Genomic DNA, 15,626 nt, shown 5'->3' with positions numbered 1-15,626 from the left:
ATAGACTGAATGAATCCTCAGACCGTTCAGGAGGCTTGCGTGGAGGAGCGTCCGACGCCTGTTCCGGCCCATTCCGGTGCCCCGCGTCCCGCGGAGGAAGCCGGAGCCGGTCAGCCGGAGCTTGCACGCGCCCAGGGTCAGGTCGCCGCGGCGGCCGCGCCGGCGTCGTCGTCCACGCCAGGGGCGGCCCCGGCAGGTGCCGCCCCGGTCTCGCCGCTCGTGACCTCGCCAGCGCCGGCTCCGGGGACCAACAGCCTGCTCGAGCGCCCTCTCCTGGGCAGGCGGGACCGCACGTTCTCGAGGCTCGCACGTCTCACTGGCCGGGGTGTGAGCGCGCACTCGCCGATTCTCGAGCCCCTCCTGCGGACCGTCCGGGCCAACAACCCGCGCGAGGACTTCGAGCTCATCACGCGTGCGTACGAGGTTGCCGAGCGCAGCCACCAGGGCCAGAAGCGCAAGAGCGGCGACCCTTACATCACGCATCCCGTGGCGGTGGCCACCATCCTCGCAGAGCTCGGCATGACCGGGACGACCCTTGCCGCCGCTCTCTTGCACGACACGGTCGAGGACACGTCGTACACGCTCGAACAGCTCCGCAAGGACTTCGGCCCCGAGGTCGCGATGCTCGTCGACGGTGTCACGAAGCTCGACAAGGTGCAGTTCGGCGACGCCGCGCAGGCAGAGACCGTCCGCAAGATGGTCGTCGCGATGGCCAAGGACATCCGCGTGCTCGTCATCAAGCTCGCGGACCGCCTGCATAATGCCCGGACGTGGCGCTTCGTCTCCCCAGAATCGTCGGCCCGCAAGGCGCGCGAAACCCTCGAGATCTTCGCCCCTCTAGCCCACCGGCTCGGCATGAACACCATCAAGTGGGAGCTCGAGGACCTCTCGTTTGCCGCGCTATACCCGAAGGTGTACGAGGAGATCGTGCGCATGGTCGGGGCGCGGACGCCCGAGCGCGAGAAGCAGCTTTCGGTGATTCGCGACCAGATCGTCGACGATCTCAGGTCGGCCAAGATCCGCGCGGAAGTGACGGGTCGGCCGAAGCATTACTACTCGATCTACCAGAAGATGATCGTCCGCCAGAAGGAATTCGACGACATCAACGACCTCATGGGCGTCCGCATCCTCGTGGACTCCGTGAGGGACTGCTACGCCGTGCTCGGCGCGATGCACGCCCGGTGGAACCCTCTGCCCGGGCGATTCAAGGACTACATCGCCATGCCGAAGTTCAACATGTACCAGTCGCTCCACACGACGGTCATCGGGCCCAACGGCAGGCCCGTCGAAATCCAGATCCGCACGCACGAGATGCATCGGCGCGCCGAATACGGCGTGGCCGCCCACTGGAAGTACAAAGACCAGCCGAACCGCAACTCGCACACGCCGGACGGCAAGGCGGCCGAGATGGGCTGGCTCCGCTCGCTTGTCGACTGGCAGCAGGAGACCTCGGACCCGGGGGAGTTCCTCGACTCGCTGCGCTTCGAGATCAACGCGCGGGAGGTGTTCGTCTTCACCCCGAAGGGTGAGGTCATGGCCCTCCCGGCGGGTTCGACGCCGGTCGATTTCGCGTACGCGATCCACACCGAAGTGGGCCATCGCACGATTGGCGCCCGAGTCAACGGCAAGCTCGTTCCGCTCAACAGCGAGCTCAATCACGGTGACGTCGTCGAGATCTTCACCTCAAAGGCCGAAGGCGCCGGCCCTAGCCAGGACTGGCAGAACTTCGTCAAGAGTGCGCGGGCCCGCAACAAGATCCGGCAGTGGTTCAGCAAGGAGCGGCGCGAGGAGGCCATCGACAAGGGCAAGGAGCTGCTCACGCGCGCGATGCGCAAGCAGAACCTCCCGCTCCAGCGGCTCCTGAGCCACGATGCACTCCTCGCCATCGCGCAGGAGTTCAGGTATCAGGACATCGCCGGCCTCTACGCAGGCATCGGCGACGGCCACAATTCGGCCCAGTCCGTCGTCGAGAAGCTCGTCGACAGTTTGGGCGGCGCCGCCGGGACGGCCGAGGACATCGCCGAGACCATCGCGCCGACGACGCCCGCACCGCCGAAGTACTCCGACTCGGGCATCATCGTCCGCGGCGTCGACGAGGTCTGGGTCAAACTCGCCCGATGTTGCACCCCGGTTCCGCCGGATCCCATCCTCGGTTTCGTGACGCGCGGCTCGGGAGTCTCGGTGCACCGCGTCGACTGCACGAACGCGGCGAGTCTGCGCGCTCAACCCGACCGGATTGTCGAGGTCGAGTGGGCCCCCACGCAGTCGAGCGTCTTCCTCGTCGAGATCCAGGTCGAGGCCCTCGACCGCAAGAGCCTCCTTTCAGACGTGACTCGGGTTCTCGCCGAGAATCACGTGAACATCCTTTCGGCGCACGTTCACACGTCGAGCGACCGCCTCGCGCTCTCGCGTTTTGCCTTCGAAATGGGCGATCCGAAATATCTCAATCACGTCCTCAGCGCGGTCCGACGGATCGATGGCGTTTTCGACGTGTACCGGACGACGGGCAATCGCCGCCGCACGTGACCTCAGGCCGAGGCCGCCGCGCCAGCTTCAAGCCGATGGAGGACTTCTCGGCCGCGGCGCTTGTGGGGCTGGCGGGGGAGCGACTCGAGGGCCCGCCTCATGAGGGAGAGCGTGAGCCCGAGGCCCGGGCGGGCCAGCAGGCGACGCAGCACGGGAAGGGCCGTCTTCGCCTCCGTGTGCACTGCGATGTCGACGGCGGTGCGAAGCGGGCTGGTGACCTGCACAGGCCCCAAATCGACGACGTCGAAATCGCCGAGTGCGACCTCGTGGAGCAGGATTCCGGGACCCTTGCCGGCTGATGAGAGGCGCCGGGGTGCGGGCACGAGCAGGACCGGAGCCTCGGGGGCAGCGGAGCAGCCATAGATCCACGCCGCGGACAGCCTCCCTACGACGGCCTTGTTCGCAATTCCGGCGTCGAGGGTTGCCCCGAGCGCCGCGGCCCGCAGAGCAGCGGTCTCCTCGTGGGCAGAAGATGCGTAGGCGGTGCCCACCACGCGCCGCACGACGCCGTCGATCGCCATCGCGCGCAGCTCGGCGTGTGTGAACGGCGATCCGGGCGTGAGGATCACCTCGGTGCGCGAAAGGGGCCGGACGCTGCCGCGTGGTGGAGACTCGCTGTGCATTCCAGCATTCTGCCGTGGGCCGCGCGGCCTCCGCGACCGTGGCCGTGCGATTGTGGATAACGTCGCCCGGGAACGGCCGAGGCCCCGCCCGGCGTCCACAGGGACGGCCGAACGGGGCCTCGTTCGGGGGCTCAGCCGAGCTCGCTCGCCGACTTCCGGAGCGTTTCGAGCCATGCCTCACGGGCGGCGAGGGCGTCGCGGGCCTTGGCCGCTTCGCGGGCGTTGCCCGAGCTCTCGGCACGTGAGAGGTCCTCACGGAGGCCTGCGATCGACGTCTCGAGCTGCGAGAGAGCCGAGTCGGTGCGCGCTTGGATCTCGGGATCCGTGCGGCGCCACGTCTCATGCTCAGCCTGCTGGATCGCGTCTTCGACCTTGCGGAGTGCACCCTCGATCCGGCCCATATCGGCCCGCGGCACCTTTCCTGCGTCTTCCCACCGATCGCGGATCGACTGGAGGGACCGCTTCGCGGCCACGGCATCCGTGACCGGCAGGAGCTTCTGCGCCTCGGTGAGGAGCGCCTCCTTGACCTCGAGGTTCGCGGAGAACTCCCGGTCGATCGCCGCATTGGCGGCCTGCCGCGCCTCGAAGAAGACGTTCTGGGCCGCGCGGAAGCGGGACCACAGCGCGTCGTCCTCCTTGCGGTTGGCGCGCGGGGCGGCCTTCCACTCGTCCATGAGGCGGCGAAACTCTCCTGCTGCGAATCCCCAGTCGGTCGAGGTCTGCAGGGCCTCCGCTTCCTCGATGAGCCGCTCCTTGACAGCCTTGGCCGCGGCGTTGGCGTTGTCGAGCTGCGAGAAGTATGCGCGACGGTGGCGGTCGAACTGCGTGCGCGCCGCCCTGAACCGCTTCCAGAGGTTGTCCTCAGCCGTGCGGCCCAGCCGGAGCCCGGACTTCTGCGACGTCTTCCAGGCATCGAACAGCTCGTTCATGCGTGCACCGCTCGACTTCCACTGCGTGCGCTGCGGGTCCTGTTCAGCGATCGTCTCCGCCTCGGCGACGATGGCCTCGCGGTTCGCGAGCTCCTCCGCGCGCGCCTGCTCGTGGACGGCCTTCTGCTCGGCCTCGGCTTCGGCCAGCGCCGCGTCGAGCGCGTCGAGACGCGCCTCGGCGCCGCGGATGTCGCCGACCATGGCCCGCTCGGCGAGCTGCGCCCGAAGGTGGGCAACGGCCTTGCGCACATCGCTGGCTGCGGCGTGGGACGCGACGCGCTGCTCGAGGAGGGCGATCTGGGCCTGGACGTCTTCGAACTTCCGAGCGAAGTAGGCGAGTGCCTCCTCTTCGGAGACGCCAGGGTACTGGCCAACGGAGTGCTCTTCGCCGTCGACCGTCAGGAAGACGTGGCCATCGCCCTCGACGCGGCCCCACTTGCGGGCCTCGTCAAGGTTGACCGGCACGGGCGCTGCCGCTGGTGCGGGAGGCGGCACCGGGGCCACGGGCCCGGGCTTGGCCTTCGCGAACGCGGCCGGAGAAGGGACGGAAAGGGTGGGTGCAGCCTCGGGAGCTGCGGTGTCGTCGGGTTTCTGACTTTCGGTCACCGCTAGAAGTCTTTCGCTTGGAATGTACGTGGGTGCGGGCGGTCGCCCGCCTCAGTTCAACGTGAACGAGTCTATCGTGACAGGCGTCACCGGGGCCCCGTCTTCCGACGAAGATCCGCCGGGCGCGACACCCGCCGCGCCGATCTTGGAAATGACGTCGAGTCCCGACGTGACCCGGCCGACGATCGTGTAGCCACCGGCCGAATCGTTCGGGAACGTCGAGTCCTTGTACGCGATGAAGAGCTGCTGCCCGTTCCCGTACGCGTTGTTCGAAGTTCGGGCGACGGCGATGGTGCCCGCGGGGTACTTCTGGTCCGCCGGGGTGTTCTCGAGCGGGCCCCACGTGTAGCTCGGATCAGCCTTGCCTGACGCGTCCTCCGCGCCGCATTGGAGGATGGAAGCGGTCTGGCTCGTCGTGAGGCGATGGCACGCGCGGCCCTTGTAGAGGCCCTTGTCGGCAATGGACTTGAACACCGCGGCTGCCTGCGGCGCCTTCGTCCCGTCGATCGAGACTCCGACGCTCGCGCCGTTGAGGACGAGGCTTCCGGTGAAGGTCTTGCCAGCGGCGGTGCTCGCGGCAGGGACGCCGGGAGCGTTCGACGGCGAGGCGCTCGGGCTCGCGGACGGCGTCTGGAGTCCGGCCTTGACCGCCTCGTACTGGGCGGCGGTCGGATTCGACGCGAACACGGTCCCCTGCAGGACGCCCGCGAGGGCGACCGCGAGGACTACCGCAGCCGACGCGATGAGGTTGTCTCGCCGTCGTCTGGCCTCCTGGCCACGGCGGAGCCCCTGCTTGGCTTCCATGAGCTGAACACGACGGCGCGCCTCCTGGGCGTTGCGCTTCGACACGCGGATTGACCTCCCTGGCTACCGCATAGACTTGGTCATCGGCCAGTCTACGCACGCGAATGCATTCAAGGAGCAAGCACCCCATGGCACGTACCGCCTCCCTGTCCGGATTCCCCGAGTGGCTTCCGCAGGAGCGTCTCGTGGAGCTTCACGTGCTGGACACGCTTCGCCGCACGTTCGAGCTGCACGGCTTCTCGTCGATCGAGACCCGCGCTGTCGAGACGGTCGGCCAGCTTCTGCGGAAGGGTGAGATCGACAAGGAGGTCTACGGCCTCAGCCGACTTCAGGACGATGAGGATTCCGCGAGCAGGGGCGACGCCAATGCGCTGGCCCTCCACTTCGACCTCACGGTGCCGTTCGCGCGCTATGTCGTGGAGAACGCGGGCTACCTCGCCTTCCCGTTCCGCCGCTATCAGATCCAGAAGGTGTGGCGCGGGGAGCGGCCCCAGGAGGGCCGGGCCCGCGAATTCACCCAGGCCGATATCGACGTCGTCGGAGACGGCAGCCTTCCGTTCCGCTACGACGTCGAGCTGGCTCTCGTGATCGTCGAAGCCCTCTCGGCGCTGCCGATCCCGCCGTTCCGGCTCCGCGTCAACAATCGCAAGCTCGCCGAGGGGTTCTACCGAGGCATCGGCCTCACCGACACCGCCGGGGTGCTGAGGAGCATCGACAAGCTCGAGAAGGTGGGACCCGAGCGCGTTGCCGAACTGCTCCAGGAGGAGCTTGGGGCGACCCCCGAGCAGGCGAAGGCCGCCCTCGAACTCGCGTCAATCCGGACCGCCGATACGTCCTTCGTGCAGCGCGTGCGCGATCTCGGAGTCGAGGACGAGCTGCTCGAGGAGGGCCTCGCCGAGCTTGAGCAGGTCATCGCGGCCGCGGCGACTGCCGCTCCGGGCACCGTCGTCGCGGATCTGAGCATCGCGCGTGGCCTCGACTACTACACGGGCACGGTGTACGAGACCGTCCTCGTGGGCCACGAGCACCTCGGCTCGATCTGCTCGGGCGGACGCTACGATGCGCTCGCCACGAAGGGGAACCGCAAGTTCCCGGGCGTCGGCCTCTCGGTCGGCGTGACGCGCCTCGTGAGTCGGATCCTGGGCGCCGAGTTGGCCGCCGCGAGCCGTTCGGTGCCGACGGCCGTGTTCGTGACCCTCACGGACGACGACTCGTGGGGAGCCGCCCAGGCGGTCGCGTCCCAGCTTCGGTCGCGGGGCATCGCCACCGAGGTCGCCGCAACGGCGGAGAAGTTCGGCAAGCAGATCAAGTTCGCCGACCGCCGCGGGATTCCGTTCGTGTGGTTCACCCACCACGACGGGAGCCACGAGGTCAAGGACATCCGCTCGGGCGAGCAGCTTCCCGCCGATCCGGCCACGTGGGCTCCGCCGGCCGAGGACATCGTGCCCCAGATCCTGCCCGTTGAGGCGGCGCCCGCCGCCGACTGAGCGGAGGGGGACGACCCGCACGGCGGGTAGACTTTCAGGGAAATTCGACTTGTTTGAAGAGGAGCGCTGTGCTGCGCACACATGACCTCGGTTCGCTGCGTTCCGAGCACATTGGACAGACTGTCACCCTCGCGGGCTGGGTGGCCCGCCGCCGCGACCACGGCGGCGTCGCGTTCGTCGATCTCCGCGATGCGTCCGGCGTCGCGCAGGTTGTCGTGCGCGAGGAGGAGGTCTTCCACGGTCTCCGCAACGAGTACGTGCTCCAGATCGAGGGCACGGTCGAGAAGCGGCCGGAGGGCAACGAGAACCTGCATCTTGCGACGGGCGAGATCGAGGTCATCGCGCAGAAGGTGACGATTCTCAACACGGCTGATCCGCTTCCGTTCCAGGTCGACGAGCACGTCGAGGTCGGCGAAGAGGCGCGCCTGCGCCACCGCTACCTCGATCTCCGCCGTCCGGGGCCGGCCCGTGCGATGCGTCTCCGCTCCGAGGCGAACCGCGTGGCCCGCGAGCTGCTCCATGACGAGGGCTTTGTCGAGGTCGAGACGCCGACGCTCACGCGTTCGACCCCCGAGGGCGCCCGCGACTTCGTCGTGCCGGCCCGCCTTGCGCCCGGCTCGTGGTACGCGCTCCCGCAGTCCCCGCAGCTGTTCAAGCAGCTCCTCCAGGTGGGCGGCATCGAGAAGTACTTCCAGATCGCGCGCTGCTACCGCGACGAGGACTTCCGCGCCGATCGGCAGCCGGAGTTCACGCAGCTCGACATCGAGGCGAGCTTCGTCGAGCAGGACGACATCATCGCGCTCGGCGAACGCATCGTCTCAGCGGTGTGGAAGCTCGCGGGCGTCGAGGTGCAGACCCCGATTCGCCGCATGACGTACGCCGACGCGATGTCGAAGTACGGCTCCGACAAGCCGGACCTCCGATTCGGCCTCGAGCTCACGGACCTCACCGAGTATTTCAAGGACACAACTTTCGGCGTCTTCAAGGCCGGCTACGCCGCGGGCTACATCGGCGCCGTCGTCATGCCTGGCGGTGCGTCACAGCCCCGCCGCACGCTCGACGCATGGCAGGAATGGGCCAAGCAGCGCGGCGCGAAGGGCCTCGCGTATGTGCTCTTCAAGGAGGATGGCGAGCTCGCCGGCCCGGTCGCGAAGAACCTCACCGAGGCCGAACGCGAGGGCCTCGCCGCGGCGGTGGGCGCTCAGCCGGGCGACTGCATCTTCTTCGCGGCGGGCGAGGCCGGTGCGTCGCGCGCGCTGCTCGGCGCGGCCCGCGTCGAGATCGGCCACCGGACCGGGCTCATCGACCCGAATGGCTGGGCCTTCGTGTGGGTGGTCGACGCGCCGCTCTTCGAGCCGGCCGAGGCAGTCAAGGCCGCGGGCGACGTCGCCCTCGGCTACTCGGCGTGGACCGCGGTGCACCACGCGTTCACGTCGCCCAAGCCGGAGTTCATGGACTCGTTCGACATCGACCCCGCGAGCGCCCTCGCCTACGCGTACGACATCGTGTGCAACGGAAACGAGATCGGCGGAGGCTCGATCCGTATCCACCGTCGCGACGTCCAGGAGCGCGTCTTCAAGGTCATGGGCATCGACCACGACGCAGCACAGGAGAAGTTCGGCTTCCTGCTCGAAGGCTTCAAGTACGGCGCCCCGCCGCACGGCGGCATCGCCTTCGGCTGGGACCGCGTCGTCGCCCTGCTCGCGGGCGTCGATTCGATCCGCGAAGTCATCGCGTTCCCGAAGACGGGCAATGGCTACGACCCGCTCACGGCTGCCCCCGCGCCCATCACGGCCGAGCAGCGCAAGGAGGCCGGCGTCGACTCGAAGCCGGCCGAGGCGGGCAAGAACCCGGACAAGGGCGAGCCCGCGGGCTCCTGAGCCCCGGCAACGCACGACGACGAGGGGCGGCACTCGTGGGTGCCGCCCCTTTCGCGTCCCTAGGCCCGCGCTCCTGCCCACTTGTGAACTCCCAATCAGTCCTCACTGCGGCGCGTCGTGCCTCGACACAGCGTGGCGGTCGGAAGAAACGGAAGAGAGCGCCGCGCCGTCCCGTTCGCGTGGTGTCTGCGTTCTCATGGTGTCTGCGTTCTCGCGGTGTCGGTGGGCGGCGGTAGCGTAGAGGGCGATGGAAGATCTGTTCGGACTCGAGGCCTCGGACGCGTCGGATGACGCCGGGGCCTCCCAGGGAAGACCGGCGAACGACGCCGCGGCAAGGGCAGCGCGTGCCGCACGCGACGCCCAGCGAAGCCCGCTCGCTGTGCGGATGCGGCCGCGGTCGCTCGACGAAGTCGTCGGCCAGCAGCACCTGCTCCGGCGCGGCTCGCCCGTCCGGCTGCTCGCGGCGGGAGCCACGGACGGGCCCACGGGGCCTAGCTCAGTCATCCTCTGGGGACCTCCGGGAACCGGGAAGACCACCCTCGCGCACGTCATCGCGCGCGGCCCGGGACGGAAATTCGTGGAGCTCTCCGCGATCACGGCCGGTGTCAAGGACGTCCGGCGCGTCATGGACGAGGCCCTCACTGCGCGAGACCTCCATCGCGTGACCACGGTCCTCTTCCTCGACGAGATCCATCGCTTCACGAAGGCCCAGCAGGACGCGCTCCTTCCGGGGGTCGAGAACCGCTGGGTCGTGCTCGTCGCGGCGACGACCGAGAACCCCTCGTTCTCCGTCGTTTCGCCCCTCCTCTCGCGCTCGCTCCTCCTGACGCTCCAGCCCCTCACCGAGGACGACATCCGCGGTCTCCTCGAGCGCGCGGTGACCGATCCGCGCGGGCTCGGCGGCGCCGTCGCGCTCTCGAAGGACGCCGTCGATCACCTCGTGCGCCTCGCCGGCGGAGATGCTCGGCGCGCGCTGACGGCGCTCGAGGCGGCCGCCGCCGTCGCCCTCGACGAAGCGGCGCAGCCCTCCGAGACCCCGGAGGACGACGGCGCACGCGACCGCGACGCGGGAGCCAGCCCCGCGCCCGTGACCGTCGAGGTCCGGCACGCCGAGAAGGCCCTCGACGTGCACGCCGTGCGCTACGACCGCCAGGGCGACATGCACTACGACGTGATCAGCGCCTTCATCAAGTCGATCCGCGGCTCCGATGTCGACGCGGCGCTGCACTACCTCGCGAAGATGATCGAGGCGGGGGAGGACCCGCGGTTCATAGGACGCAGGCTCATCATCTCGGCCGCCGAGGACATCGGCATGGCTGATCCGACGGCCCTTCAGACGGCGGTCGCGGCCGCCCAGGCGGTCCAGCTCATCGGCATGCCGGAGGGGCGCATCGTCCTCGCGGAGGCCGTCGTGCATCTTGCGACCGCTCCCAAGTCGAACGCGGCGTACATGGGCATCAACGCGGCGATCGCCGATGTCCGGGCCGGCCTCGGCACGGGCGTGCCGGCCCATCTGCGCGATTCGCACTATGCCGGCGCGGGGAGGCTCGGCCACGGGGCCGGCTACGTCTATTCGCATGATGCCCCGCACTCCGTGGCGCCGCAGCAGTACCCGCCCGATGACCTCGTGGGCAAGGATTACTACGTTCCCACCGGCAACGGCGCGGAACGAGAGGTCGCGGCCAGGCTCGAGCGGCTGCGCTCAATCGTCAGGGGACCGTGAAGCCCAATCAGCGTGATAAGCTGGTTGACCGTCTGGCACGTCACGGACGCTTACTCATGCCCTAGGGTTCCCCGTAGCGGCATGCGCGCGGATCCGGACGGCAGCTGATGGCAGCAGCGGGCCGAAGCTCTCCCACCTGGAGGCCAGGATCCACCAAACCGCCGCACTATGAAAGGACACACGTGTCGAGCATTCGTGCCCGCCGTCAGACGCGCCTCTCGCGCTCCCTCGGCCTCGCGCTCACCCCGAAGGCCGCCAAGTACATGGAGCGCCGCCCGTACGGCCCCGGTGAGCACGGCCGCGCCCGCAAGAAGCAGGACTCGGACTACGCGGTCCGCCTCCGCGAGAAGCAGCGTCTCCGCGCCCAGTACGGCATCCGCGAGGCCCAGATGGCCCGCGCGTTCGAAGAGGCCAAGCGCACCAAGGGCCTGACCGGTGAGAACCTCATCGAGCTTCTCGAGATGCGCCTTGACGCCCTCGTACTCCGTGCCGGCTTCGCCCGCACGATCGCCCAGGCCCGCCAGCTCGTCGTGCACCGCCACATCACCGTGGACGGCGCACGCGTCGACCGCCCGTCGTTCCGCGTGTCCGAGGGCCAGCTCATCGGCGTGCACGAGCGCTCCGAGACCATGGCGCCGTTCCAGGTCGCGGCCGCTGGTGCTCACCGCGACGTGCTCCCGACCGTCCCGGCCTACCTCGACGTGAAGCTCGAGTCCCTTCAGGCCCGCCTGGTGCGCCGCCCGAAGCGCTCCGAGGTCCCCGTGACCTGCGAAGAGCAGCTCGTCGTCGAGTACTACGCTCGCTGATCCACCCGGCCCGATGGGGCCCCAGCACGGAAGCCCGCGGCCCCACGCCGCGGGCTTCCGTCGTTCTGGCCTGTTCGCCGGCCCGGTGCGCGGAGGCCGCTGCTCAGCTGTGAGCGCGGGTCCGTCGTCGCCTGTAAGGTAGCCAAGGGGCGTCGTGCGCTGCGACGCCCGTGAGGAGGGAATGTGTCCGGCTCCGACATCGCGGGCCTGATCGCGGCGGGCGTGTTCGCCGTGCTCGTCGCGCTGCTCGCCGTCCCGATCATCAAGCTCGGGCGGGTCTTCGACGAGCTCCGCGGCTCGATCCGGACACTTTCCGACGGCGCGACGCCGCTCATGGACGAGGTCACCATGACGGTCTCCACGACACACGAGCAGCTCAAGAAGGTGGACGGCATCACCGCGAATGTCTCGGACGCGACAGCGAACGTCTCCGCCCTCTCGTCTCTCGTCGCCGCGACGGTCGGCTCTCCTCTCGTCAAGGTGGCATCCTTCACCTACGGGGTCCGCACGGCGTGGGCCCAGCGCGGGGACTCCGCGAGGCCGTCGGGCCGGCGGAGCCGCTAGGACGCAGTCCCATCAAGGCATCCACAGAAGGTGGCATCGCATGAAACGGATGTTCTGGCTCGCCGTCGGAGGCGTCGTCGGGGCGATCGCGTATCGCAAGGTCCAGCAGGTGCGCGCGGCCCCTGCGGAAGGCGGTCTCAATCGGGCGCTCAACGGTGCGGCCGACTCGGCCGCCCGCTTCGCGGATCATGTGCGGGTCGCGATGGCTGAGCGCGAATCCGAGCTGCGGAAGGGCCTCGGATTCGATGCGTAGGGTTGTGACCCGCACCTGAGGGCCGCTTGTCGCGGCGCATGCGCGGTTCGGGGCAGACTCAAGGCAGAATAGAACGTCGCGGCGTGCACACGATGCGCCGTCGGCCGGGACCGCGCGAGAGCGCGGCGACGGAAGAATTTCGGAAGGGTAGAAGCACAGGCTATGAAGTCGCAGGAGATCACCCGGCGCTGGGTCGACTACTTCGTCAGCAAGGGGCATACGGCCGTGCCGTCGGCGTCGCTTGTCTCGAGCGATCCCTCGCTGCTCTTCACCGTTGCCGGCATGGTGCCGTTCATTCCCTACCTCACGGCCCGCGAGGAGCCGCCGTTCCCTCGCGCGACGAGCGTGCAGAAGTGCATTCGCACGGGAGACATCGAAGAGGTCGGCAAGACCGCCCGCCACGGCACGTTCTTCCAGATGTGCGGCAATTTCTCCTTCGGGGACTACTTCAAGCAGGATGCGATCAAGTTCGCCTTCGACCTGCTGACCAAGAGCGTGGACGACGGCGGCTACGGACTTCCTGCGGAGCGGCTCTGGGTCACCGTGTACGAGGAGGACGACGAGGCCGAGCGCCTCTGGCTTGCCAACACGTCAATTCCGGCCGAGCGCATCCAGCGCATGGGCAAGAGCGACAACTACTGGTCGACCGGCCAGCCGGGCCCCGCGGGCCCGTGCTCCGAGATCTACTACGACCGCGGCCCCGCGTATGGGATCGAGGGCGGTCCCGCGGCGGACGACAACCGCTACATCGAGATCTGGAACCTCGTGTTCATGCAGTACCAGATTGAGAACGTCCGCTCGAAGGTCGAGTTCGACATTGTGGGCGAGCTTCCCAAGAAGAACATCGACACGGGCCTCGGCATGGAGCGCCTCGCGATGATCCTCCAGGGCGTCGAGAACATGTATGAGACCGATCAGGTCCGTCCCGTGATCGACAAGGCCGCGGAACTCTCCGGCAAGGAATACACGTCGGCAGAGACCGACGACGACCCCCACCACGCCGACGACGTGCGCATGCGCGTCGTGGCCGACCACGTGCGTTCGGCCCTCATGCTCATCACGGATGGCGTGACGCCGTCGAACGAAGGCCGCGGCTACGTTCTGCGCCGCCTCATCCGCCGCGCCGTGCGCGCGATGCGGCTCCTCGGCGTCGACCAGCCCGTCCTGCCCGAGCTGCTCCCGGCCTCGCGGGACGCGATGAAGGGCGTCTATCCGCAGGTCGAGAAGGACTTCGACCGCATCAGCCGCATCGCCTACGGCGAGGAGAAGGCGTTCCTTCGGACGATCGCGGCCGGCACGGCCCGCCTCGACGAGGCCGTCAAGGCCTCGAAGGCAGAGGGCAAGCCGCTCTCGGGCGACGAGGCCTTCACCCTGCACGACACGTATGGCTTCCCGATCGACCTCACGCTCGAGATGGCGGACGAGGCCGGCGTCTCCGTGGACGAGGTCGGCTTCCGCGCCCTCATGGAGGACCAGCGGCAGCGCGCTCGGGCCGACGCCAAGGAGAAGAAGACCGGCCACGCCGATCTGACGGCGTTCCAGGAGCTGCTTGCCGAGGGGCCGACCGTGTTCACGGGCTACACCGAGCTCGACGGCGAGTCTCGCATCCGGGGGCTCCTCTCGAAGGGGTCTCGGATCGACCGCGCCGCGGCCGGGTCCGAGGTCGAAATCGTGCTCGAAGAGACTCCGTTCTACGCCGAGGCGGGCGGCCAGGCCGCCGACACGGGCCTCATCACGGGCGACGGCTTCGTGGTCGAGGTCCTCGACGTGCAGCGCCCGGTCAAGGGCCTGAGCGTGCACAAGGCGATCGTGCGCGAGGGCGAACTTGCAGAGACCGCTTTCGTGCGCACCGCCGTCGACCGGGAGCGCCGGCACGCCGCCGAGCAGGCCCACACGGCGACCCACCTCGTGCATGCGGCCCTCCGCCAGATCCTCGGCCCCGAGGCCGTGCAGCGTGGCTCGTTCAACAAGGCCGGGTACCTGCGCTTCGACTTCGCGTGGGGCGAACAGCTGAGCGGCGCCGCCAAGAGCGAGATCGAGGAGGTCGCAAACCTCGCGATCCGCGACAACTTCACGGTCAACACCGCGGAGATGCCGCTCGCTGAGGCAAAGCGAGCGGGCGCCATGGCGCTCTTCGGCGAGAACTACGGCTCGCGCGTGCGCGTCGTCGAGATCAACGGCCCGTGGTCCATGGAGCTCTGCGGTGGAACGCACGTCGACACGACCGCGCTCATCGGCTCGCTGACGCTTCTGGGGGAGCAGTCGGTCGGCTCGGGCAACCGGCGCGTCGAGGCGTTTGTGGGCCTGGACGCGTTCCGCCATCAGGCCGCAGAGCGGGCGCTCGTGTCCGAGCTCACCGAGATGTTCAAGGTTCCCGCGGGCCAGCTCAGCGAGCGCATCGGCTCGACGCTCGCGAAGCTCAAGAACGCCGAGCGGGAGCTTGACCGGCTCCGCAAGGAGAAGCTCGCGGCGGCCGCCGCAGTGCTCGTCGGCTCGGCCAAGGACGTGGCCGGCGTGCGCCTCATCACGCACGACGCCGGTCAGATCGGTTCGGCCGACGAACTGCGCGGCCTCGCCCTCGACCTGCGTGGCCGCCTCGACGGCGCTTCCTCGGGCCCCGTCGCCGTCGCCGTCGCCGGCGTTGCCAACGGGCGCCCTGCCGTCCTCGTGGCGACGAACGAGTCCGCCCGTGCCGCAGGGGTCAAGGCCGGCGCGCTCGTGCGCATCGCGGCCGGCGTGCTCGGCGGCGGCGGAGGCGGCAAGGACGACGTTGCGCAGGGCGGCGGAACCGACGCGTCCAAGGTTGTCGAGGCCCTCGGCGCGGTGGCGAACGCCGTCGCGACGCGCTGAGCCCGATCGCATGACGACCTCTGTGCCCGACGGGCAGTCCTCCGGGTTCTCACGCGGCGTTCGCCTCGGCGTCGATGTCGGGGCGGTGCGCGTCGGCCTTGCCGCGTGCGATCCGGACGGAATCCTCGCGAGCCCGGTGCGTACGCTCGAGCGTGACGCGAAGAAGAATCGTGACATTCGCCTCATCACGCGTGAGGCGGAGGAGCGGAATGCGGTCCAGATCTTCGTGGGCCTTCCCCGGACGCTCAAGGGCGCCGAGACAGCCTCGGCCGAGTTCGCGCGCGGCTTCGCGGGGCGCCTTGCGGACAGTCTCGCGAGGGCGGGAATCGCGTGCGAGGTGCGTCTTGTGGACGAGCGTCTGACGACCGTGGAAGCGCATCGAAGCCTCCGCTCGGCTGGCCTCTCGACCCGCGACCACCGTAGAGTGGTAGACCAAGTAGCCGCCGTCGGCATTCTTGAGCATGCGCTCACGATGCTTCGCCGAGGTCACGACAACGTCGGAGAACTCGTGCCGCCGACGGCGGAAGACCGTGGGGGGATCCGCCGAGACGATCCGAACAGGAGCACGTAGCCAG

The 15,626-nt window shown here is 68.9% G+C and carries 12 protein-coding genes; 9 read left to right on the top strand and 3 right to left on the bottom strand.

Translation table 11 applies throughout. The features are described from left to right. Positions 1 to 219: 219 nt before the first annotated feature. Complete coding sequence (locus RBS12_RS02385) at positions 220 to 2,526, top strand: bifunctional (p)ppGpp synthetase/guanosine-3',5'-bis(diphosphate) 3'-pyrophosphohydrolase (RefSeq protein WP_307964525.1); 2,307 nt, start codon at positions 220 to 222, stop codon at positions 2,524 to 2,526. 2 nt (positions 2,527 to 2,528) lie between these two features. Here RBS12_RS02385 and RBS12_RS02380 read toward each other — a convergent pair whose 3' ends face one another. The 3 genes from RBS12_RS02380 to RBS12_RS02370 form a co-directional block, all read right to left on the bottom strand. After that, complete coding sequence (locus RBS12_RS02380; RefSeq protein ID WP_307964432.1) at positions 2,529 to 3,149, bottom strand: type IV toxin-antitoxin system AbiEi family antitoxin; 621 nt, start codon at positions 3,147 to 3,149, stop codon at positions 2,529 to 2,531. A 131-nt stretch (positions 3,150 to 3,280) separates the two neighbouring features. Beyond that, entirely contained in the window at positions 3,281 to 4,708 is a 1,428-nt protein-coding gene (locus RBS12_RS02375; RefSeq protein WP_373886463.1) for a DUF349 domain-containing protein, read from the bottom strand. Between the two features lie 27 nt (positions 4,709 to 4,735). Further along, a complete protein-coding gene (locus RBS12_RS02370) occupies positions 4,736 to 5,539 on the bottom strand; it encodes a peptidylprolyl isomerase (RefSeq protein ID WP_307964524.1) in 804 nt (267 codons plus the stop codon). Between the two features lie 77 nt (positions 5,540 to 5,616). Here RBS12_RS02370 and hisS point away from each other — a divergent pair, with 77 nt between their 5' ends. The 8 genes from hisS (at position 5,617) to ruvX (ending at position 15,622) form a co-directional block, all read left to right on the top strand. Further along, positions 5,617 to 6,975, top strand: a complete 1,359-nt coding sequence (gene hisS, locus RBS12_RS02365) for a histidine--tRNA ligase (protein ID WP_307964430.1) — start codon at positions 5,617 to 5,619, stop codon at positions 6,973 to 6,975. Positions 6,976 to 7,043: 68 nt separating this feature from the next. Then, the gene (gene aspS, locus RBS12_RS02360) at positions 7,044 to 8,855 is read left to right on the top strand and encodes an aspartate--tRNA ligase (protein ID WP_307964429.1); all 1,812 of its coding nucleotides are present in this window, start codon (positions 7,044 to 7,046) and stop codon (positions 8,853 to 8,855) included. A gap of 247 nt (positions 8,856 to 9,102) precedes the next feature. Further along, a complete protein-coding gene (locus RBS12_RS02355; protein ID WP_307964428.1) occupies positions 9,103 to 10,578 on the top strand; it encodes a replication-associated recombination protein A in 1,476 nt (491 codons plus the stop codon). 182 nt (positions 10,579 to 10,760) lie between these two features. Then, entirely contained in the window at positions 10,761 to 11,384 is a 624-nt protein-coding gene (rpsD, locus tag RBS12_RS02350) for a 30S ribosomal protein S4 (RefSeq protein ID WP_307964427.1), read from the top strand. A gap of 183 nt (positions 11,385 to 11,567) precedes the next feature. After that, positions 11,568 to 11,948 carry a DUF948 domain-containing protein gene (locus RBS12_RS02345; RefSeq protein WP_307964426.1) on the top strand — a complete coding sequence of 127 codons (381 nt, stop codon included), beginning with the start codon at positions 11,568 to 11,570 and terminating at the stop codon, positions 11,946 to 11,948. 40 nt (positions 11,949 to 11,988) lie between these two features. After that, positions 11,989 to 12,201, top strand: a complete 213-nt coding sequence (locus tag RBS12_RS02340) for a hypothetical protein (RefSeq protein WP_307964425.1) — start codon at positions 11,989 to 11,991, stop codon at positions 12,199 to 12,201. 162 nt (positions 12,202 to 12,363) lie between these two features. Next, on the top strand, positions 12,364 to 15,051 hold the full coding sequence (gene alaS / locus RBS12_RS02335) for an alanine--tRNA ligase (RefSeq protein WP_307964424.1): 2,688 nt from the start codon (positions 12,364 to 12,366) through the stop codon (positions 15,049 to 15,051). Between the two features lie 10 nt (positions 15,052 to 15,061). Continuing rightward, positions 15,062 to 15,622 carry a Holliday junction resolvase RuvX gene (gene ruvX, locus RBS12_RS02330; protein ID WP_307964423.1) on the top strand — a complete coding sequence of 187 codons (561 nt, stop codon included), beginning with the start codon at positions 15,062 to 15,064 and terminating at the stop codon, positions 15,620 to 15,622. Positions 15,623 to 15,626 lie beyond the last annotated feature (4 nt).

The sequence above is a fragment of the Sinomonas sp. ASV322 genome (assembly GCF_030908245.1).
In the GTDB taxonomy this organism is placed as follows: domain Bacteria; phylum Actinomycetota; class Actinomycetes; order Actinomycetales; family Micrococcaceae; genus Sinomonas.
The sequence above is the reverse complement of the archived record's forward strand: the minus strand, read 5'-3'. Positions and strand labels throughout refer to the sequence as shown.

Excerpts from the sequence above, each read along its gene's own strand:
- RBS12_RS02380 (WP_307964432.1), bottom strand. The coding sequence starts at position 3,149 with ATGCACAGCGAGTCTCCACCACGCGGCAGCGTCCGGCCCCTTTCGCGC.
- hisS (WP_307964430.1), top strand. The coding sequence starts at position 5,617 with ATGGCACGTACCGCCTCCCTGTCCGGATTCCCCGAGTGGCTTCCGCAG.
- RBS12_RS02355 (WP_307964428.1), top strand. The coding sequence starts at position 9,103 with ATGGAAGATCTGTTCGGACTCGAGGCCTCGGACGCGTCGGATGACGCC.
- RBS12_RS02340 (WP_307964425.1), top strand. The coding sequence starts at position 11,989 with ATGAAACGGATGTTCTGGCTCGCCGTCGGAGGCGTCGTCGGGGCGATC.
- alaS (WP_307964424.1), top strand. The coding sequence starts at position 12,364 with ATGAAGTCGCAGGAGATCACCCGGCGCTGGGTCGACTACTTCGTCAGC.
- ruvX (WP_307964423.1), top strand. The coding sequence starts at position 15,062 with ATGACGACCTCTGTGCCCGACGGGCAGTCCTCCGGGTTCTCACGCGGC.